The organism is Enterococcus sp. CR-Ec1 (assembly GCF_002850555.1).
GTDB lineage: Bacteria > Bacillota > Bacilli > Lactobacillales > Enterococcaceae > Enterococcus_D > Enterococcus_D entomosocium.
The window spans coordinates 1,243,976-1,265,313 of the sequence record NZ_CP025223.1 but is presented as its reverse complement, the minus strand read 5'-3'; the positions used below and the strand labels follow the sequence as shown (position 1 = coordinate 1,265,313).

Below are 21,338 nucleotides of genomic sequence, written 5' to 3'. Positions count from 1 at the left end.
CTACATAAAATACTAATCTTTAAAAATTTTTTCCCAAGTACTTAATGCTCTTTCTTCATACGATGAAAACATAAACTTTTCATTAGGTAAAATATTTTTAATACCTAGATCAAACCCTTTTATCAAACCCTCTATCGAATTTTCGACTACTATTGTTTTATCTGCTCCATCTAAAATTTCTAATGTTTCAGGTACTTCAGTCATTATTACTGGTGTATTTACGGCTAGTGCTTCTAATACAACCATTCCTAATCCTTCGTATCTACTACTAAAAATAAAGTATGATGCTTTTTTCAATAAATTATAAGGGTTTCCTAAATTCTGCAAGAGATAGATAGACTCCTTTTTGTTACTACTATTAATTTTATTTATGATCGTTTCCTTTTCAGGGCCATATGACTCAATTAAAACTAAGTATACATTTTTTTCTTCAACAGTTTCAAATGCTTTTATCAATCTATCTAAACCTTTTTGTTTTGAAAATCTACCGATATTAATAAAAATCTTATTCGATTTATTTTCAAATTTCTCAATTAGTTCTAAAGGTATGGTATCTGTAAAAGGCAAATTAGATAACTTTTCTACTTTTTTCTTATTTATTAAGACATTACTAACAAAAGTATTAGCTTTGGGAACTAGATAATCAATTTTTTTCTTTATTGTCTCGCTTACACAAATAACTTTGGTTGCTTCCTTGTAAGCTTCAAATAAAATATTCCTTTTTAAATACTTATTTAGTTCCATTTCTTTTTCTATGTCTGTATGCACAAAAATAATTGTCTTGATTCCAATTTTTTTAGTATCCACATCCAAGATGCATATGAGCGGTCATATCCTGGATAATGAATAAAATATGTGGGAGCCAAATTAGGATACTGCCTTTTGAAATCTCTCAAATACATTTCTTCGATCAACTTTTTTGATGCTGGTTTTTCATTCATATAACTTAATGTCGCAAATGACTCACTAATCGTTGATTGCACTTTGCCAGCACTTATAAATGTGAAAATTCCTTTGGGAAGATTTTTAATTTTATATTCTAATTTTTCTGGAATCATACCTTCTTGCCATGTCAATATATAGTTTCGTTTCGTTAAATCAACAGTTTCAAAATAATTTAATAAAGAAGCAGTTATTCCATTCTCAGCAAGTTGATAGGCATAAATTAAAACGTTTTCCTTCCCATTCCAGTTATTTTGAACAATTATATTAGAGGAATTTTTTTCTGATAATAAAAAGTCTATAACTTGTAATGCACCATTTTCATTATCTGAATTACAATACGTTTTTATGAATTCATCATTCCTAAAAATATAATTTTGTCTCAAAGCTAAAATTAAACTTTCAGGATCTGTAACTTTCTTAAATGGAAGGTCTTTTATTTTTAAATACATTCCTCTTTCTGCTTGATACTCTTCTTCATCAAAAGTAAATAGTAGAACTTCTCTCTTTGTCACTAAAAAATCAAACATTATAGAAGAATAATCAGTAATGATTTTTTCAACTGTTTGCATAAATGTATACGTTTCTTCTTTGGGAAACTTTTTCAAATGTTTAAATTTATATGAATCAAAATTTATTAGATTTTCTTCGTAAGGATGGAGTTTTACAAACATCTCTTCATTATCAAGAAGTAGATCATCTAAACGTTTCAAATTATTTATTAACTTATCAGAAATCGTTACATTATTTGTATTTTTACCACGCCAAGTTGGCATATACAAATATCTTTTTGGTACAACTCTGTTTTCAAACAAATAAGAATTTCTTGGAGATGGAGCTATCACAATTTCATTTTTCACTATATTTTCGATGCCAAAGTCACTTATTAAAACCTTTTTAGTAAACTCATTGCTGACAAATACTTTATCCGCAGAAGCTAAATTTCTTTGTATATTTCCATATCCTTGTATCTGTGTTGATTTACCTAAAAATTTTAACGGTGTTCCATGCCAAAATATATAATATTGTTGTTCAACACGTTTATTAAAAAAAGACCAAAAGGATGTATCATTTATAAGTATTTCAGCAGTTGCCAAATATTCAAAGTATTCCTTACTTAAGTGCTCAACGTTAAAAGTCTCGAACTCTGCAGGTAAGTATACATTTTTTCTTGTGACAATTTTGACAGTATATTCCGGATAAAATTGTAGTATATTTTTAGTTAAAGCAAAAATGTGTCCACTAAACTCCCTTCCATGGGAACCTTCAAGTAGAATCGTTTTCTTTTTTATTGGTAAGTTTCTAAACTTTAGATATCGTAACTCATTGGGAGTCATCACATTCTTTTTTATTTTTTCTATTAATTTCATCATCGGCTCCTATATTTCTCAAATCAATATCCTTTTTCTTTGTCCCTATAAGAAATAGTAACACAAAAAGCTATAATTATGAGCACGACTTGCCGTATCAACAATTATAGCTAAATGTATACGATTTTTAATTTATTTCATTATAAAAACTTTTAATGGCTTCTTTGTTGTACTTATATGGATCAAATGAAGTGAAGTCACCTTTATAAGACCAGGCTCTTAATAAGCCATCTTTAATATCTTCTGTGGAAGTTCCTTTTGTGAGCAATCCATATTCTTCTTCTTTACCAAGTACATTAATATTCGCAGGTATATTAGAAGCCAGTATTTTCATTCCTAAAGTCATTGATTCCAATAATACCATCGGTTGCCCTTCATAATACGATGGTAAAACAAATAGATCCGTTTCTTTAATAAAATTAAAGGGAGAACTCAGATGACCTAACATAAATACCGATCCTTCTTGATTTGTATCTTTAATACACTGAATCAACTCTTTTTCTAAAGGCCCTTTTCCTAAAATGTAAAGTCGACTCTTTGGATTCTCTAGTCTAAATTCAGAAAAAGCTTCAATCAAATTTTTCTGATTCTTTTCTGGAGATAACCTTCCCATATTCACTATATTAAAGTAATTTTTGTCAAGAAACGGAACTTTTTGAAAACCTAGATCAACTTTGGGTAATACGAAATTTGTATCTAATTTTTTTTCAGCTTTGTCATCTGCTTCTTTAAAGTCTTCTTCTGAAATTTCAATTATAAATTTTGAATCAATATAACCAATTGATGTATCGTTATTTAAAAGTAATTTATAAAATTTATTACTTCCAACATAACTGATTTCACTAATTTTAAAAGGCTGTTCCAAATACTCCTCCGAGAAAGGAATACTCTCCGAACCAGTGATTCCTTTTGGCGCAGACCATAATTCAATGTTTGGTATGTTTTTGATTTTCCCATAAAAATTCGTGCTCTCAACGAGATCTGTAAAATAAACAGGTTCAATTGTTTCAAGCTTTTTTGTGCGGCGCATGAAATAACTGTTTATAGGAGAATAACGACTCGTTTCATGTATTCTCATTAAAGGTCTTGGTGATACCCATCCCAGTGGTTTCTGATTATATTTCACATAGAAATATCTTCCTGCATCTGTATATGCAACTTTTTCAATCTCAAAATACCGATTCTTAAATGGACGTACATAACTAATAATTTTGTCTTTTTTTGTATTAGTCTTTATGTCTTTCCAAATCGGATAGTTTAAAAATCTTGAAACTGTCGCAAAACCATGGAAGTCTTCAATTCTTTGCGTACTAATTTCTTTGGGGATTACATATTTTTGGGATATCCAACCTAAATACATATTGTCAACAGATATTTTCAAAAATAATTCATCATCAACATAAAATGATGCATATTGAACAACTGTTGAATCTTTTGATACTTCTTTTTTAGAAAATAATTTTTTTCGCAGGCAGTTAATGTTTAATGCATACTCAATTATTCCAGAACTCTCAAACTGTAAGAAACCTCTCTTCACAATTAATTGTTGTTTATCTTCAGCTAAAGGTTGTTTCTCTAAAATTTTCTCGATGTTAATTGTATTATATACATAACTCATTTGCTCTTTACTAACATATTTCTTCAAATTACTATAATTTACGTCTCTTGTCATAGGTGAAACGCTCAATAGTTTATCAAACTTATAATAAATAGAGAACAAACCATTTAAATCTTTAAACATTGGCATTTTCCCATTCACTTCTCTACGAGAATCGGAATAGAGATCATTATGCATAAAAACTATATATTTTTTTGCATCTGCTCCTAAAATATGCCTTCCCCAAAAATAGCTATAACCACTAAAATCAATTGCTACATCAAATTTTAAATTACCAACAAGCCTATTCATCTCTCGACGATACCCGTTTTCCGGATAATTACTTCTTTGATCTATTTCCACACCTTGATCAGCAAATTTCTTGTTAACTAGTTTTTCTTTTCTTGTAAGAATGTCAATTCCAAATCGGAAAAGAGGCCTAATGTTTTTATTCATTGCCTTTAGATTGTTATTGATTTCATCATTGCTCGAAGGATTGCAAATAACAGTAACATCATACTTTGAATAATCAATATTATTGGTCAGATTTAAAAAGCTTGATGTTATTCCATTATTCCTCATACCACCAGGAAATATTAGCAGCTTTTTCTTTTTTGAATTAACTGTATGAACTGTGATATTTTTTGAATCTTGTTTTTTAAAAATATATTCCACATATTTTTTTGTCACATTTCCATCTTCATATGGAACCATACGCTGAGCCAGCTCTTCATATTTTTTTTGATATTTGGTATGATTCACTTCCACCGATTGAATCAATTTTAGTAACTCATCAAAGTTTTCTGCAGTAGGACCTGGTAACTCATCATTTGTCAGATACATTCCTCTTTCAAAACTGTATAAATCTTTGTCCCAGGCATAAAAAATGATTGGTTTTTTTGTAACTAAGAAGTCGAAAAAAATGCTTGAATAATCCGTAATGAGCACGTCAATGATAGACAACACTTCGTTGGCATCAATTAGATCTGAAATTAATAGACCAAATAATCTACTGTCATTTTTTATCTCATTATAGATAAATGGATGAACTTTTACTAACACATCATATTCATCGTAAAATTTTTCTTTTAATCTTAACGTTTCATTGACTATTTGTTCAATATCATCCGTTGCCTGATGAACATTTTGACCTTTCCAAGTAGGACAATAGAGTATTTTCTTTCTATCACCTCGTATATTCACACCAACACTCTTGAGTTTTCCATAAACTGAATCTTTATTTTTTGATAGTGTAGCGTCAATTCTAGGATATCCCCCCTCCAATATCTCTCCTGAATAAATTCCCTTTAATTTATAACTATCAATAAAAATATTAGAAGTATGTGCGTTTGGTGATAGAATATAATCTGTCATTAAAAAATTTCTTAGGACGTTTTGAGAATGAGAAACTGATCCCGGTATGTCAAAGCCCATAAACTTGAGAGGTGTACCGTGCCAAGTATTAATGTAAATTTGATCTGATCTTTTAACAAAAAATGATTCAAATGTCGAATTTGAAATAAGATACTTAGCTTTCAGGAGTGCATCTACGTAATCTAATGTGTCACGATAAACAAATTTCACTTTCTTTTTAGATGGTTCTGAAATAGTATTTTTGATACCTTCAGCGTCTTTATCAATAACCCAAATATGATTAAAGTCAGAAAATCTTTCATCTGATGTCAAGTAATTAAATATAGCCAACGGTGAATCTACGATTGATTTGCCATCTCTTGTTTCATATAAGATAGTTTTAGACTCGATTGGTGTGCTCTCATAATGATCTGCATAATATAGCCTCATACGATGTTGTAAATCGGGAAAAATAATTCGTTGAACAGAATTAGCTTTTGTATATATTTTCTTCAAAACCACAATTAGTTCCTCCAATAGTTTAGTAAATTAACTTCATTTATTTTTTATTAATCTCCAAAAGATCAACTATTTAATTTACTTACTAAAATAAATTTTATCTATCTCTTTTAAGATTGCGCATACTCCAAACAATACTTTTACATAAGAAAATAGGAAGTTGCAAAATTCTTCCTAATCGTTTGGGGTTACTTAAAGATCGGTAGAGCCACTCCAAATGAAATTTAATAAAAATATTTGGTGCTCTTTTAACGTGTCCACTAATCACATCAAAGCTCCCGCCTACATCTTGAAAAATGGACACATTAAGTTCACGTATGTTACGCGCTAACCATTGTTCTTGACGAGGAAACCCTAATGCAACAAAAAGCATATCAGAGTTTGATTCATTAATATGACTGACAATTTCTTCTTCCTTCAATTGATTATATCCATCTATGGCTCCTGCAACAATTAAATCTGGATATGAATGTTTTATATTTTTTACAGTATCTTCTAAGATACACGGTTTTGCCCCATATAAAAAAATTCGCTTTTTATTTTCATTTGCAAAAGCCAATATCCTAATCATCAAATCATAACCCGTTACTCTATCAAATATACTCCCTCCAGTTAATCTTGATACCAATACAATTCCTATGCCATCCGGTATTCTATGAGTACTTCTCCAAATAAAATCAACGATATCAGGATATTTTTTTGATTCTGTAACAATTTGTGGATTAATACTAACAATTGTCATTTTATTTTGTTTATCTAAGTAACTGGAAACATCTTCAATTATATTATCATAAGATATATTATCAACCGGAATTCCCATTATCAATTCAGATCTCATAAGTGACTTCAATCCATTCTATAAGTTGCTTAATAGCTTTTCCATTTGCATATTCATTCCATATTAGATTAAAATGATTTAAAGTAGTATTTTCGTTCTTATTAATAATTTCAACAACATCTTCAATGTTCTCGAATATCTCATACTCTTCACTCATAATAAAATCAGTTTGTAACCCTACTTCTTTTTGATAGTTATCCAAATCAGGACAGAAAAAAACAATGTTCCCTTCAGGATTAGCAAGAGAATATTCGAATGGGATAGACGAATAATCAGTAATCAAAACATCTGTTAAAAAAAGAGTTTCTTGCAAACTAAAATTATTCAAATGTGTCATGATACTGGGATAAACTTTTAGTTGCTCTTTAAGTACGTTATCGCTTGGGTGAGGATGCACCAACAATAAACTATCACCTGAGATATTTGAAGATAAATATCCTAAATCAATATAATTATGGCTATGTTCTCTGTAAGTAGGAGCATACAAAATGATTTTTTTCTTTATAGTTTCTTTCACTTTTAACATTTTCATTTTTGTTCCTTCATTGAGATAATAATCTGTTAAAGGATAACCAAATTTCAAAATATTTGGATCAATTTTGTAGCTACTCTTAAATATATCAGCCATTTTTGATGAACTAACTACTATATCCGTAATTTTCTTATAAACTTGTCTATATCTATCCTTGTTTTTATCCGAAGCATTTTTGGCATAATTTGCTTCAAGTCCAAATGTCTTAATTGCTCCATTTGCATGCCAAATTTGAAGTATTTTTGTTTCTTTGCAAAAATCAATACCACCCAATATCGGAAAATAATTATCACATATTACTACTTTTGATCCCTTTAATAATGGAACAATTTTTGTAAATAGACTATTAAGCGAACTGAGACTATACACTTGGCAGCCTCTTGACTCAAATTTTTTGCTAAGGTAGTAGAATTACTTGTATAAATCACAATTAATCTTTTTTTATAAATTTTGTATAATTCTTCTAAAATATAATAGCTTGTAGAATCAAAGCTCAATAAAAAAATAATGTTATTGTGTTTCTTTTTAGATAGCTTACTTACCATATTTACCGCTATTAAATAAAACGATTTAAGGTATGTAGTAATTGAATTAGTAATCATAGTTCCTCTTTAACTTTTTGACATTTGATTTAATTATACTATATTTTCAGGTTCACAAAAACGGATAGATTAATAAACAGCACATCTTATAGAAATTCCGCACTTCTTACTCTTGGAAAATTAGTTGATGGCTGTTTATCAAATTTTTTATTGTATTTTTATCTAAATTGAGTTTTTTAAAACTTCGTAAATTCTTTTGCAAGCATTACGATCATTATATTTATAAATTTTTTCAGGTATCAATTTCTTAAATTCCTTGTCCATTCTATATCGTTTTATCTTTTGTTCAATTTCGTTTATTAAATCATCCTCAATCTGAAAAATTTTACCGGGAAGAAAATTCTTACTTGATTCTTCTGCTCTTTGTTCCTTCAATTCAACATCAAATTGATAGTAAAGAACAGGTCTTCTTTGAATGGCAAAATCTAGACCCACACTTGAAAAATCGGTTATTAAAATCCCATGTTCCTTTAATAATGTTTGAACTGTAGTATCCGATGCCTTAATGATATTAACAAAATCAGAAGTGAACAGATGATTATATTTTTGAAAATTATTGTGAAGATACAAATCGATTGTAATCCCTTTATCCATAACCAGTTTTTCTAGTCTTGGATTATTAATTAAGGAATGAAAAGCCTTATAAAACGTTGTTTCTGTAAAATCTTCATCCGAAAGTTTTTCTTGCCCCATTCGCCACGAAGGCATAATTAAAACTTTCTTTCGTACTTTATATGACTCAAAAAAACCATTATCTTTTAGCAAACTATCAAATCTAGCTAAACCAGTTACTGCTATATCTTCTTCAGGGTAATATAGCTCATCTCTGACAATGCTCTTTTCTCGCTCAGAAGAAACAATGAATTTGTTTATTAGGTTAGGATGTGTTTTTCTTCCATACATATATTCCAAATTTCTGACTCCAATTATACCATGCTGTAAAAATAACTTATACAAGTCTTTAATTTTCTGTTCAGCAGAAGCAGACAAAACAGGTACTGCATAGTTAGGGGTATGTGTATGCGCTAAAAAATTGGCTTTAAAAAAATAATCTATATGCTCTTTGCTTTTATAAAAAACAACATTTGATAGGTATTTTTTCAAAAGATGTACATCATTTGAAGCACGTGAGATAATATAAATAGGTTTAAAAGTATTCTGTTCCTCCATTAAATATTTAAAAAAAGCTAATCCATTTTCCTGAGCTTTGTATGGATATTCTGTTATTAAAATTATATTTTCAGAATCTGTTATTTCAGAAATTTCCTTCTCTTTAAAATAACTATATATATCGTTTTTTAAAAAACCAATTCTACACGATAAATTCCCTAACCCCGTCTCATACCATCGCACTAACACTTTCATACTCTCCGAAAAGTCTAACCAAGTTTCATCATTAAACAGATCGGTATAAATTATTCTAGATTTAAAATTTGTTAATGGTAGCATTTCTGAGCTAGTAGTAATGAAAAAGTCAATAACGGTTGTATCATAGTCATCGTAGTCAATTCTCGTGATTATTGTTTTTAATACCTGAGGAAAGTCTATTGTAATTTCAAATACATTTAAAAATACATTAGGTTCTACTCTGATACTTTCTAACCATTTAGATTTCAAATCAATTTGAAGCTTTTCTTTACGGTTAGAGATAATAAAATCCATAGTATTAATAGGAATTCCATATGATTCAACATCTACTTTAAAAGAAAAAAGGTGATTTTTCTTAATATCCGAGTTCGTAATTTTACAATTCTTCACATAACTTTTTGCTGAAGGAATTTGGTTCCAAATAAATCTTAACGTTTTGTCTAAAGTAATATATAAATATATTAAAGTATCACCTGCAAGCAGTTGTGGCGAATTTACAAATTGAATATCAAAATTATCTATGGATATTTCTTTTGAATTATCGCCATAATAAATATTAACGCGGTCTTCTTGCTTTATAGTCATTAGGTTGGCTACATCATTTACTTCAACGTACCATGTTAGACTATCAATTTTATTAAAGGTCGTAACTCCTTTTTTGTTTTTTAGAACTAAATTTGTTAGCTCAGAGTTTTCAGTCTGAAGAACAAAACGTCCATTCTCAGCTTTTACATATAATTTTTCCATGTCCCCACTCTTCTATTTTCAATCTTATTAAAAAGGATGCTTATATTAGCCGTTCACATTTTTAACCAACAATTTCTACATATTTTTTAGTATAAAGTATTAAAGAATTAAAACCAGTTCTCAAATATAAAAAAGAACTGGTCTATTAATCTACAGAAATTAAATCATTTCTTTACGGATAAATCCGATTCAACAACCGTGGAAACGGAATGGATTCTCTTACGTGCTCGATTCCTGATAACCAGGTAACGGTCCGTTCTAGTCCAAGTCCAAAGCCGGTGTGAGGAACTGAGCCGTACTTGCGTAGGTCTAAATACCATGAGTATTCGTTTTCGTCTAAGCCGTGGGCGCGGATTTGCTCTAGGAGGTATTCATGATCGATGGCACGTTCAGAACCACCTATGATCTCGCCATAGCCTTCTGGTGCGATCATATCGGCACAGATCACGACATCTTCTCTCGTTGGATGTGGCTTCATATAGAAAGGTTTGATGGCTTTTGGATAGTTTAAGATAAAGACGGGCTGATCGAATGAATTGGCAATAAAAGTCTCATGTGGTGAGCCAAAGTCATCGCCCCATTGAATATCATCAAAGCCGTTCTTTTGTAATAATTCCACTGCATCATCGTAAGAGATTCTTGGGAATGGTAATTTGGTATATTTTTTCAAGACTTCACGGTCACGACCTAAGACGTCTAACGCATAGTCACAGTTATCGAGCACATTTTGCACTAAGAATGCCACGTACTGCTCTTGGACTTCTAAACTTTCTTCTTGGTGCATAAAGGCCATTTCTGGTTCAATCATCCAAAATTCAATCAAGTGACGACGTGTCTTTGATTTTTCGGCACGGAAGGTTGGTCCAAAAGAAAAGACTTTGCCAAACGCCATAGCGGCAGCTTCCATGTACAATTGACCGGACTGAGATAGATATGCTTTTTGATCGAAATAGTTGGTTTCAAATAAATCGGTCGTTCCTTCTGGTGCTGATCCGGTTAGGATCGGTGGATCGATTTTGATGAAGCCATTCTTGTTGAAGAATTCATACGTTGCCCGGATGATTTCGTTTCTGATTTGCATGATGGCGTGTTGTTTTGAGGAACGCAACCATAAATGACGATGGTCCATCAAGAAATCTGTTCCGTGTTCTTTTGGTGTAATTGGGTAATCGTGGCTTTCACCGACAACTTCTAAACCAGAAATGCCAATTTCATAGCCAAATTTTGAGCGGCTGTCTTCTCTGATTTCCCCCGTGACCAGTACGGCAGTTTCCTGATTTAAATTTTTCGCTAATTGGAAAACTTCCTCACCTACTTCACTTTTTACAACGATTCCTTGGAAATACGCTGTTCCGTCGCGAAGTTGTAAGAAGGCGATCTTGCCGCTAGAACGTTTGTTAGCAACCCATGCTCCGATTTGAACGGTTTCGCCAACGTGTTTTTTTGCATCTAAAATTTGAATAGATTCCACTTGATTCTCTCCTATCTAATTAATAAAGGCACCATAGAGCATTTTAAGCTTTTTGGCGCTTCTTTTCAACAAAATCATGGATTCGTTTGGTAGCTTCCGCTAACGTGTCCCAATCAGTTGCATAGCTGATCCGTAAATAATCCGGTGTGCCAAAACCAGCACCAGTCACTACTGCCACGTGGGCTTCCATTAGTAAAGCTTCTACGAAGGCATCAATGGTTTGATAGCCGCACATTGTCATGGCTTCTTTGACATTTGGGAACAAGTAAAAAGCGCCTTGGGGTTTCGTCACCTGAAAACCAGGAATAGCGGCAATTAGCGGATATAGTTTGTTCAAGCGTTCTTCGAAGGCCTGACGCATCACTTCGATCGATTCTTGATTACCAGTCAGTGCCTCAACTGCAGCGTATTGGCTAGCAGCCGGCGGGTTGCTGGTAGCTTGGGAAGCGATATCGACCATCGCTTTGATGATTTTTGCATCGCCGACAGCAAATCCGATCCGCCACCCAGTCATAGAATAGGTTTTAGAAACGCCGTTGATCACGATGGTTTGTTTGCGGATCTCTTCTGATAGACTAGCGATTGATGTAAAGGTATTGCCGTTATAAACCAAACGACCATAGATATCATCCGCTATGATCCAAATATTATTTTCCACTGCCCAGTTGCCGATTGCCGTTAATTCTTCTTTTGAGTATATCGCCCCTGTTGGGTTGGCAGGCGAGTTTAAAATGATGGCTTTCGTTTGCTCTGTACGAGCGGCTTCTAATTGAGCAACAGAAACTTTAAAATCTGCTGATTGCTTAGCTTCAACAAACACAGGTGTCCCTTCTGCTAAACGGACTTGTTCCGCATAACTGACCCAGTAAGGAACTGGAATAAGTACTTCATCCTCTTCATCAAGAAGCGCTTGAAACAACGTATACAAAGCAAATTTCGCGCCATCTGTCACGATCACTTGGTTTGAATCATAGTCAGCACCATAAAACTCTTTCATATAAGCAAGAATCGCCTGTTTTAGCTCTGGAATCCCAGCAGTTGCTGTATAAAAACTAGCTTTGCCGCTCTCAATCGCTGCAATCGCTGCTTGGCGAATGTTCTTCGGGGTAATAAAGTCGGGCTCACCGACGGTTAGACTTAATACGTCTACACCTTGGTCTGCTAATGCTTTTGCCTTAGCAGATGCCGCTAACGTAGCGGAGGGTTCTAATTTTTCTGCTCTTTTTGAAAGTACCATGTTTATCATCCTTCCTACGATCCAAATTTCTGTCTATCAAAAGCGCCTTTTTATAGTTCAGTGACCGCTTTGATTTCTTCTCCATCTTTGAAACCAATCAAATAATAGTTCAAGCGGCCTTGGTCGTCTTTAGTCATGACTTCCCAAGCGGGCTCGCCTTTAAAAATACCCAATGCTGCTTTTTGGATTTCCTGCCCTTGATGGTTGTCGCGAACGAAGGCCTTGGCCTGTGCTTCCGTCAATCCATCCCCTTGATTAAAAACGGAAACCTTTTCGCCGCTTTTAGGAATGATCACGACGATCTCATTGTTATTCGTATCTTTTCCAACAATGCTAAAAGATGTTTCCTCACGGGTGAACCAATAAAATTGTTCGACCTCTGCTAAATCGGTGTATCTTTCTGCTATTTCGATCGCTTCGTTTCTTGCTTGCCGCATTGGACGAGAAGAACGGAGATAGAAAATAGAAGCGAAGAGAATAACGACCAGTAAAACCGTGATCGCACTCAGCAAAATAATCACTCGCCGATGTTCTTTGTCTTTTGTTTTCACACTTCGTACTCCAATCTTAAATAAAACTCATTATATCAGATGTTCGACTCATTTTTCAAAATCAACCGCCGCTTTTTCCTCTTGCGCAAAAAAATGTTGAATATCTTCGGCAATTTCGGTTGGACTAGCTTCAATCAGAGGTAAGTTTTTAGGTAGACCTTTGACCATCCGTTTGCCATACTTCGTTGATAACAAGCGTCGATCAAGGACGACCATCACGCCTGTATCCTCTTCAGAACGGATCAAGCGCCCCAACGCTTGGCGTAGCCGTAGAATCGCTTTAGGTAAGGCATCTTCTTTGAAAGAATCGATGCCTTCTGCTTCCAAGAAGGCATGCCGTGCTTGGACCATTGGTTGCTTAGGATTCTCAAAAGGTAAGCGAGTCACCACAGCGATCTTCAAGGCCTGACCTGGTAGGTCGACCCCTTCCCAAAAACTGCTAGTCCCTAATAAGATGCCATTTTCCGCTAATAAAAATTTCTTTAAGATTTTCTCACGGGTTCCGCCAGTTCCTTGAGCAACGATTTCTCTGCCATAATGCAGGGCTTTTTTATTCAATCGATCATAGACATTTTTCAAAGTTTCGTGCGCCGTAAACAACACAAGCGCTGGTTGCGGATTGTCAAACAAAATTGGGACTAACGCTTCGACTAAATAATCCGCGTATTCGGCAGCTGATGCTTGTTGGATCGAGAGTCCTTTTTTAACTACATAGAGTCGAGTTTGTTTGCTGTAGTCATAAAAAGCGGGAATCGTTTTGACTGGCACATCGGTCAAGCCAATCTGATGGGCAAAATATTCTTTATTTCCTGGAATCTTCAATGTCCCCCCAAGATAAATGATGTGCTGATAGCGTTGATACCACGTGCTTTCCACGATCGAATGCCCTTCTAGATCAGCTAATTCAATCACAGCATTTCCTGACTGGGGATGCTTTTTCAACCAATGAACGTAACGAGGATGCCACCAAGTCAACCATGCGGTCACCGTTTGTTCCTGGGTTTCCATTTGACCAAAGAAATCAAACAAACGAGCAATCACGATTCGTTGTCTTGCATACCACCGATCATTGGTCAACTCGAATCGCTGACGCAACTGTTGTTGGATCTCATTGATTTCTTGATAGTAAAGGCTCAATTTCTGATGCAGCTTGTCTTGTTCTAACGTGCCATCATAGAGGTCGTCATGGTGCACGACTTGTAGCTCTGGCGCATCGATCGACAAACTGCGAAAATACTGTTCTTGTGTTTCGACCAAGATCGACAACGCGTTTCGATACAACGAGAACATCCGTTGCAGAAAGTCATCCTCGGTAATGATTTGGGCAATTTCTTCAAGTAGCCCTTCTTCATTTAGCTGTAAAAACTGCCGCTTGAAGTGAGCAGAGTCAAAGACATGTTGACTAAAGCCTTCTGCTTGCTGCGGCAACTGTTGGGCTTCATCAATCAATAAGTAATCACTCGTTGGCAACAGTGGCTGCGCTCGCCGGTTTTCCTGCATCAAAAAGGCATGGTTGACGATCAAAACATTGCTTTGCGCCATCCGCTTATATAAATGTCGAACAAAATCTTGTTCATAGAAGGGTTGATCTTTGGCTAAAAAAGCAACGCCGCGATGGCGGATGTCGGTAAATAAAGGATGATCAAGTCGAACCAAGTTCAATTCATCGAAATCCCCCGTTTCTGTTTTAGTCAGCCAAACTAAGATCCCCATTTGGTATTGCGCATATTGCTTTTGCTCTATCGGTTGATCAAGGGTCGCTTTAAAACGCTGCAAATCAATGTAATGACGATGACTTTTGACCAAAACTGCTTGCAAAGGTTGCTGCAGTACTTGGTTTACCAAAGGAATGTCTTTGTTGATGATTTGATTTTGCAATAGAATTGAAGAGGTACTAACGATCAACGGATTTTCTGGTGTCACTAAATAGGCGGCTGGAAACAAGTAACCAATGGTTTTCCCCATGCCTGTTTCTGCTTCAATGATCAGATTTTTCTCTGGCTGGGTGTAATGCGTATACACTGCATTCATCAAGCGTGCTTGTTGTTTCCGATAGACTAAGTGCTGGCCAAAGCGCTGTTCTTTTTCCGTTTTAACTTTCGGATACGTTTCTTGAAAATGCGTAGATTCAAAAAGCGGGACGGTCTTTTTCCGCAAGACGATACCGTCGATCACTTCTAAATCTTCTGCCAACTCTGGGCCTTTTTCTTTTAAGATTCCATGGATATAGTCACTCGTTTGCATGCCCATTTGACCGCTTAAAAGCGCAATTTGTTTAAGGGTCGTTCGGGGCAGTTCTCGCATGATCGCTTCGATATACAAAAATAAAGCTGCGGTCACTTCTGCATCACTATCAGCTTGATGCGGGTTATCATGACGAAAGCCGATGCTATCTGCCAGATCGCCTAAACGAAAGCTGCTTTCTGTTGGTAGAAACACTTGCGCCAATTCCACCGTATCGATTCCGGGAAGTGATAAAGGCGGTAGCCCGCAACGCACAAATTCATTGCTTAAAAAATGATAATCAAAATAAATATTATGCGCCACAAAAATCGTGTTGCTGAGTAAGTTATAGATCGTATCAGCTACGTCTTCGAAATATGGCGCTTTGCTTACTTGTTGGTTTGTGATGTGTGTCAATCGTTGAATTTGCTTAGAAATTCTGCGGTCAGGGTTGATATCTGCGGCAAAACGATTGATGATCTTGCCATCTTGGACTAAGACACAGCCAAATTGAATAATTCGATCAATCGTCGAATCGGTTCCTGTTGTTTCAAGATCCACCACAGCGTATATGGGTTTCATTGTATTCCTCCTTGCACACTGTCTGCATTATACTACAAAATCAATGGCGATTACATCTGTTTTCCCACTAGATAAGAGGGTTCTCGGGAGGTAAAATTAGAAAACCAACCATTGGCGTTTCCTAGCTGAAGAAGTTTGTTGCTGTTCGCTGATCGCTTTTTTCGACAAAAAAAGGGATCTTTTTTATAATTCACTGTAAGGAGGCGAAAAAAATGAATGATTTCAAAAACAAACGAGTGATTGTAACGGGGGCTGCTTCAGGGATTGGAAAAGCGGTGGCAGAACAATTTCTAGCACAGGGCGCACTTGTTGGGTTAATTGATCGCAACGAAGAAGAGCTGCAGGAGTTTCTTGCTGACTATCAAGCACAAGCCCATTATCGAGCTGTTGACGTCACTGAAGCGGATAAGCTGCAAGAAGCAATGAGTGGTCTTGTAGAAGAACTAGGCGGTCTCGATGTACTCCATGTCAATGCCGGCATCAACGGTACCTGGACACCGATCGAAGAGCTGACAGTGGCAGAATGGGATCAGACGATCAACACTAACTTACGTAGTACCTTTATTACCGTCAAAGCAGCCATTCCCTTTATGAAAACGAACGGTGGCAGCATTGTCATTACGAGTTCAGTCAATGGAAACCGCATCTTCAGCAATTTTGGTGCGACTGCTTACAGTACGTCTAAGGCAGGTCAAGTCGCCTTTACAAAAATGGCTGCGCTGGAACTTTCTGGTTATAATATTCGGGTCAATGCCATCTGCCCTGGGGCGATCGCGACGAATATCGATGCCAGCACAGAAATTGAAGAAGAGGTTGCTCACGTTGAGATCCCCGTCAAATATCCAGAACGTTCTCGACCATTAAAGCAAGAAACAGGCGTGCCAGAACAAGTCGCCAACCTTGTGCTTTTTCTATCTTCAGAGGCTGCCGGCAATATTTCTGGAACGGAAGTCTATATTGATGGAGCGGAATCTTTACTTTAATCCAACAAAAAAACGAAAAATCAAGAGATGATCCCCTCACTTGTTTCATTGAAGCCCTTGAGATGGATCATCTCTTGATTTTTCGTTTTTTCGTTTGGGTTATTTTCCCACCAAAGCCGCGATTTCTTCTAGAAAAGCAGTCTTGCCATAAAAATCTGCATTTAGTAACTCTGGAAAAATGGCTTCAAAGAAATAAGTGACACACGGACGATGCTGAAACTCTTTGACGGTTAAAACGGCCTCTCGAAACATTTCTTTGTATACTTTATCTGGGTTGCTTTTTGAGATCTCTTCAAAAGATTCATACAAAAGATCGATCTTATCCGCAATTGCTAATAGCTGCCCTTCAAGGCTGTTGTCTTTGCCATCCGCTAAGCGTCTGCGATACGTTTCTTGAAAGCTTCCTGGAATTTCTTCTTCGATGAAGGCATCGGTCATTTTTTCTTCAACGGTTGATAACATTGCCCGCAATTCTTTGTTCGCATATTTGACCGGCGTTTTGATATCACCGATGAAACGTTCAGTGTAATCATGATTCAAGGCTTTTTCGTAGAGAATTTGCCAATTGACTTGATTCCCCGCCTTTTCTTCGATATCAGCTAAGGTCTGGGCAATCATCGTTACTCGAAATGAATGAGCAGCTACACTGTGCTCAGTAAACTTAAAAAAACCCGGCGCTCGTTGGATCTTCTCTAAATTAGCCAATCCGAGAATAAATTCATTCAATCCCATAAATGTGCCTCCTTTTTTTAAGAGTATAACAACTCCTTTGTCTGCAAGCAACTATCTCGCGCACAAAAAAAGAGCAGCTAAGCTGCTCTTAAAAGGCATTCACTAATTATGCTTTGTTAACGTTAGTCGCTTGAGGGCCACGTTGTCCGTCTTCGATATCGAAAGTCACTGCTTGACCTTCTTCTAAAGTTTTGAAGCCTTCGCCTTGGATAGCTGAGAAATGAACGAATACATCGTTACCGTTTTCTGCAGTGATGAATCCAAAACCTTTGTCTGAGTTAAACCATTTAACTGTACCTGTTTCCATAATAAAAATCCTCCTTGTGTTTATACACATATTTTGCAATTACTTGTATAAGGTGAAAATGTGGAAGATGTTTAAGATGAAACAAGCTACCATAATTTACCGTAACAAAAACTACACTTTGTATTATAGCACATTATCTTCATTATGACTAATAGAAAATCAAAAAAAATGAAAACGCCTTTATTTTTTTATAATTCGCAAAAAGACTGCTGCATTAAAGATCTGCAACAGCCTTCTCTTTTTTGGAAACGATTTATTGGCTAACGACGCAACTGCGTTTAGTAGCGCAAAATCGCCGTCAAACTTTTTTCTCCAGGGGCATCTTTTTGTTCCAAGATAGATACCTCACCGCCGTTTTCTAAAACATCGATTGCCAGCGTATTTAACACTTGGCGACGATCATACTCTGTATCAGGATCTTCTCCAAACCCATCGGCGAGATTTGAGGTAGCCACAAACAGATTGGCGATCCGGCCTTCTTTGGCTGCAGGCACGATATCAACCAATTGGTCAATAAATTTTCGATCCAACAGCTTGCCGTATTCCCCAACTTCTTTTTGTGTCAACTCCGCAATCAGCTTTTGCGTACACGTTTGGATCTCTTTCAAAGATAACGACGCTGGTGAAGAAGAAATACTTGGATCTGCTTTGAAAAAGTTGGTTTTTGCCACTTTTTTAAACAGCGTTTGATTTTCTGGTAATGCAAACAGATACATTGGTAAATGCTCTTCATTTGAAAAATCATTCTTGAAAAATGCATCAACTGCTTGGTAGTAGTTGACGTGATCGATCTCGACTTCTTCATCTTTGGCACTAAAGCCGTGATAAGCAACGCCTTCTCCCCCTGAGTTAGGGCCACCTTGAGCACTGTAATTAAAGTTACCACCACCAGTGACTTCTTCCCCCAGCGCTTTTTCAATCGTCGTCGGTGCCTCTTCTGGCAACTCGACTTCACGCACTTGATTGTTTTCAACTTGATAGACTTGCATTGAATCGCGATTCAACGCTAAGAGATAAAATGGGTAATTAAATTGTGCATTTTTGATGACAGCTAATACATAAGGGGTTTCCCCTACGTAATATTGATCATCCACACGAATACTTAACCGATGGACCAGTACCTCTTCTGGGGTGATAATCACCGCCACACTTGTTGTACTGTTGCGCCAAAATGATTGATCTGCAAGCAGTTCATCAATTTTCGTTTGAAAAAGATCCCAAGAATGTTCTGGGTATTTCTTTTCAAAGCGGCGCTTCGCATCTTTGGCAAAGTTCTTAAATTTGATTTGATCCTTTTCGACATTCTGGTGGCCGACATGCGTATTGAGCATGATCGTGACAAATGGTCCTTTGATTCCGTCAGATATTACCTGCGATAAAAAACTTTTTCCAAATTTTCCCATTCCACATTACCTCCTGCTTAATCAAATACAAATAAAGTGTACCATGCTTATTTTCTTCCATAAAGTAAAACGATTGCACGCGTTTATTTCCTCATTCGTTTTTCTGATGACTCACTATACTGGCTATTTTTCAGCGGATCAGCCAATGTATTTCTGGTGGCCCATAGAAAGCCTCGTTTGGTCCAAGTCTGAATGGTCGGCTCTTTCAGCTCTTTTAGACTGTGTCCAACGGATTGGAAAAAGACTCTGCCCTTGCCCCATTTTTTGATCCACATCATTGGCAGTATGACTTCTTGGTTAGCTGCATTCGGATGATCTTTAGCGGCAAATGTTGAGGTAGCTAACACAGTGACGGCTGGATCAACCAAGCAATAGTATTGCTCCGTCGTCAACTGAGGGATCGATTGCGTATTTGCCGTAATATAGTGATCTGTCGTAAGATCGATGCTATAGGTCGTTTCCAAGCCACCAGGATGTGCCAAAAAACAGCCACCAGTCAGAAACAACCAGCCTTTACTGGCTTGAAAAGCCGAAGCAAAGCCGCCATGAACTCCTGCTAATCCTAATCCTTCTGCTACAGCCTGAGTGACATTTTGCAGCGGCTCATCAGGCAATTCTCCTCGCGTCCAATTCATGATCAACAGATCCAGCCTTTTTAATTCTTCTTTATGATAGAGAGGTTCAAAATCTGAGGCGAGTGTCACCTGATATCCTTCTGACTCCAGCAACGTTTGGTAAAACTGACTGGTCTCTTTTGGGGCGTGTCCTTCCCAACCTCCATAAATGATCAATGCTTGTTTCATTTTGTGTTCCCTCCTTTCTTTCTAACTTAGCGAAAAAAATGCAAAAAGCGAAGCAGAACGATTCTTCGTTTTCCTTCGCTAGTAATTTTTTCTGATTTAACGATTAATTGAACGCCCGACACGATTGATCGTATGGCGCATGCCTCTAATTGCAACCGATGTTTCGAAAATATTTTCGGTCGGTGCCATGCCGCCATAGCCGGCATCACCGATATGCTGCAGATCGACCCCACAGGTTTTGTTGATAATGGCTAATTGCCGCAACGTTTCTGGACGTGCGCTTTCTTGACTCGTTCCGATCGCTGACATCGTCAATAAGTCATATTGTTTGGCAATTTGAACAGCTTCAATCAGATCCTTTTCTAGAAAGCCTTGAATCGATCCAACGGAAGGCAGTAACAAAATATCTGCCCCAGCTTCAGCGTAAGAAATGATGGCTTCTCGATCAACCACAGGCTCATCTGAGCCGGCACTGTGCATTTTTCCAGCGATAATCAACCCAGAGAAATGTTCTTTTGCCAATTTTACTGCTTTAGCGATTTCTCGGTTGGTCACACCTGTTCCAGGATTGCCTGTAAAGCAGAGAAAGTCCACCCCGAGTTCTTGGGCTTTTTTGATGGTGTCAACCGAACTTGTTCGGCCTTGACTGATGCTGATCTTTTCACTCATCATTTCCGTTGTATCGGGGATCGGCTCAAGATTGATACCGACAGGTCGTCCAATCAGTTGCTTTAATTGGGGAATCGGATTTTCAATCGGCTGTGTAGAATCCAGTAGCTGATCCACGGTGACATCTGGCATTCCAAAAATAGCTGGGCGATAACAATCAAACCCATTCAACAAAATTAAGTCAGCCCCAAAAGCTGCCGCGACTTCTGCGTTGGTGATATCGCCAGCTTGCGGCATGGTTTGAACCACCGTTTCACAGACGATTACTCGTCCTTCGCTCGCTTTAATGGATTGTTTCAATTCTTGCGCCGACATTTCTTTGATTTCACTATAGTTTGCACTTATCAATCGTTTGACCATGTTTTTCTTCCTTTCTTTTCCTTCTCATCTTGCGAGAAACACGAATAACAGGTAAAATATAGCTATTGTGTTCCCTTAGTTAAATGGATATAACAAGTCCCTCCTAAGGATTAGTTGCTGGTTCGATTCCGGCAGGGAACGTTTTTTGA

General features: G+C 36.4%; 16 protein-coding genes and 1 tRNA gene. 2 read left to right on the top strand and 15 right to left on the bottom strand.

The window, feature by feature from the left end:
• Nucleotides 1-12 precede the first annotated feature (12 nt).
• The 10 genes from CXM95_RS18940 to CXM95_RS06045 form a co-directional block, all read right to left on the bottom strand.
• The gene (locus CXM95_RS18940) at nt 13-807 is read right to left on the bottom strand and encodes a glycosyltransferase (RefSeq protein WP_233499096.1); all 795 of its coding nucleotides are present in this window, start codon (nt 805-807) and stop codon (nt 13-15) included.
• Nucleotides 753-2,312, bottom strand: a complete 1,560-nt coding sequence (locus CXM95_RS06085) for a CDP-glycerol glycerophosphotransferase family protein (RefSeq protein ID WP_233499095.1) — start codon at nt 2,310-2,312, stop codon at nt 753-755. Before CXM95_RS06085 ends, CXM95_RS18940 begins: the two co-directional genes overlap by 55 nt.
• 127 nt (nt 2,313-2,439) lie before the next feature.
• Complete coding sequence (locus CXM95_RS06080) at nt 2,440-5,784, bottom strand: CDP-glycerol glycerophosphotransferase family protein (protein ID WP_101698919.1); 3,345 nt, start codon at nt 5,782-5,784, stop codon at nt 2,440-2,442.
• 94 nt (nt 5,785-5,878) lie between these two features.
• Nucleotides 5,879-6,619, bottom strand: a complete 741-nt coding sequence (locus tag CXM95_RS06075) for a WecB/TagA/CpsF family glycosyltransferase (protein ID WP_101698918.1) — start codon at nt 6,617-6,619, stop codon at nt 5,879-5,881.
• Nucleotides 6,609-7,520 carry a CDP-glycerol glycerophosphotransferase family protein gene (locus CXM95_RS06070; protein ID WP_233499094.1) on the bottom strand — a complete coding sequence of 304 codons (912 nt, stop codon included), beginning with the start codon at nt 7,518-7,520 and terminating at the stop codon, nt 6,609-6,611. The genes CXM95_RS06075 and CXM95_RS06070 overlap by 11 nt, the downstream gene beginning before the upstream one ends.
• Before the next feature lie 395 nt (nt 7,521-7,915).
• Nucleotides 7,916-9,868 carry a CDP-glycerol glycerophosphotransferase family protein gene (locus tag CXM95_RS06065; protein ID WP_101698917.1) on the bottom strand — a complete coding sequence of 651 codons (1,953 nt, stop codon included), beginning with the start codon at nt 9,866-9,868 and terminating at the stop codon, nt 7,916-7,918.
• Nucleotides 9,869-10,040: 172 nt separating this feature from the next.
• A complete protein-coding gene (gene asnS / locus CXM95_RS06060; protein ID WP_005236932.1) occupies nt 10,041-11,339 on the bottom strand; it encodes an asparagine--tRNA ligase in 1,299 nt (432 codons plus the stop codon).
• Between the two features lie 43 nt (nt 11,340-11,382).
• A complete protein-coding gene (locus tag CXM95_RS06055; RefSeq protein WP_008381156.1) occupies nt 11,383-12,576 on the bottom strand; it encodes a pyridoxal phosphate-dependent aminotransferase in 1,194 nt (397 codons plus the stop codon).
• Nucleotides 12,577-12,626: 50 nt separating this feature from the next.
• A complete protein-coding gene (locus CXM95_RS06050; RefSeq protein WP_005236934.1) occupies nt 12,627-13,127 on the bottom strand; it encodes a cell wall elongation regulator TseB-like domain-containing protein in 501 nt (166 codons plus the stop codon).
• Between the two features lie 48 nt (nt 13,128-13,175).
• On the bottom strand, nt 13,176-15,932 hold the full coding sequence (locus tag CXM95_RS06045) for a helicase C-terminal domain-containing protein (protein WP_101698916.1): 2,757 nt from the start codon (nt 15,930-15,932) through the stop codon (nt 13,176-13,178).
• 212 nt (nt 15,933-16,144) lie between these two features.
• On the opposite strand from CXM95_RS06045, the gene CXM95_RS06040 reads away from it, so the two are divergent.
• Complete coding sequence (locus CXM95_RS06040; protein WP_061053928.1) at nt 16,145-16,915, top strand: SDR family oxidoreductase; 771 nt, start codon at nt 16,145-16,147, stop codon at nt 16,913-16,915.
• A 99-nt stretch (nt 16,916-17,014) separates the two neighbouring features.
• On the opposite strand, the gene CXM95_RS06035 is transcribed toward CXM95_RS06040, so the two are convergent.
• The 5 genes from CXM95_RS06035 to CXM95_RS06015 form a co-directional block, all read right to left on the bottom strand.
• On the bottom strand, nt 17,015-17,647 hold the full coding sequence (locus CXM95_RS06035) for a YfbR-like 5'-deoxynucleotidase (protein ID WP_086299617.1): 633 nt from the start codon (nt 17,645-17,647) through the stop codon (nt 17,015-17,017).
• A gap of 106 nt (nt 17,648-17,753) precedes the next feature.
• Entirely contained in the window at nt 17,754-17,954 is a 201-nt protein-coding gene (locus CXM95_RS06030; protein WP_003126918.1) for a cold-shock protein, read from the bottom strand.
• Between the two features lie 278 nt (nt 17,955-18,232).
• Nucleotides 18,233-19,357, bottom strand: a complete 1,125-nt coding sequence (locus tag CXM95_RS06025; protein ID WP_008381145.1) for a baeRF6 domain-containing protein — start codon at nt 19,355-19,357, stop codon at nt 18,233-18,235.
• Between the two features lie 83 nt (nt 19,358-19,440).
• On the bottom strand, nt 19,441-20,160 hold the full coding sequence (locus CXM95_RS06020; RefSeq protein ID WP_016621256.1) for a ThuA domain-containing protein: 720 nt from the start codon (nt 20,158-20,160) through the stop codon (nt 19,441-19,443).
• Between the two features lie 96 nt (nt 20,161-20,256).
• On the bottom strand, nt 20,257-21,189 hold the full coding sequence (locus CXM95_RS06015) for a DUF7916 family protein (protein WP_086299619.1): 933 nt from the start codon (nt 21,187-21,189) through the stop codon (nt 20,257-20,259).
• A 69-nt stretch (nt 21,190-21,258) separates the two neighbouring features.
• On the opposite strand from CXM95_RS06015, the gene CXM95_RS06010 reads away from it, so the two are divergent.
• Nucleotides 21,259-21,330 (top strand) — tRNA-Arg (locus CXM95_RS06010).
• Nucleotides 21,331-21,338 lie beyond the last annotated feature (8 nt).

Excerpts from the sequence above, each read along its gene's own strand:
- CXM95_RS06085 (WP_233499095.1), bottom strand. The coding sequence starts at position 2,312 with ATGAAATTAATAGAAAAAATAAAAAAGAATGTGATGACTCCCAATGAG.
- CXM95_RS06075 (WP_101698918.1), bottom strand. The coding sequence starts at position 6,619 with ATGAGATCTGAATTGATAATGGGAATTCCGGTTGATAATATATCTTAT.
- CXM95_RS06065 (WP_101698917.1), bottom strand. The coding sequence starts at position 9,868 with ATGGAAAAATTATATGTAAAAGCTGAGAATGGACGTTTTGTTCTTCAG.
- CXM95_RS06055 (WP_008381156.1), bottom strand. The coding sequence starts at position 12,576 with ATGGTACTTTCAAAAAGAGCAGAAAAATTAGAACCCTCCGCTACGTTA.
- CXM95_RS06045 (WP_101698916.1), bottom strand. The coding sequence starts at position 15,932 with ATGAAACCCATATACGCTGTGGTGGATCTTGAAACAACAGGAACCGAT.
- CXM95_RS06040 (WP_061053928.1), top strand. The coding sequence starts at position 16,145 with ATGAATGATTTCAAAAACAAACGAGTGATTGTAACGGGGGCTGCTTCA.
- CXM95_RS06035 (WP_086299617.1), bottom strand. The coding sequence starts at position 17,647 with ATGGGATTGAATGAATTTATTCTCGGATTGGCTAATTTAGAGAAGATC.
- CXM95_RS06030 (WP_003126918.1), bottom strand. The coding sequence starts at position 17,954 with ATGGAAACAGGTACAGTTAAATGGTTTAACTCAGACAAAGGTTTTGGA.
- CXM95_RS06025 (WP_008381145.1), bottom strand. The coding sequence starts at position 19,357 with ATGGGAAAATTTGGAAAAAGTTTTTTATCGCAGGTAATATCTGACGGA.
- CXM95_RS06020 (WP_016621256.1), bottom strand. The coding sequence starts at position 20,160 with ATGAAACAAGCATTGATCATTTATGGAGGTTGGGAAGGACACGCCCCA.
- CXM95_RS06015 (WP_086299619.1), bottom strand. The coding sequence starts at position 21,189 with ATGGTCAAACGATTGATAAGTGCAAACTATAGTGAAATCAAAGAAATG.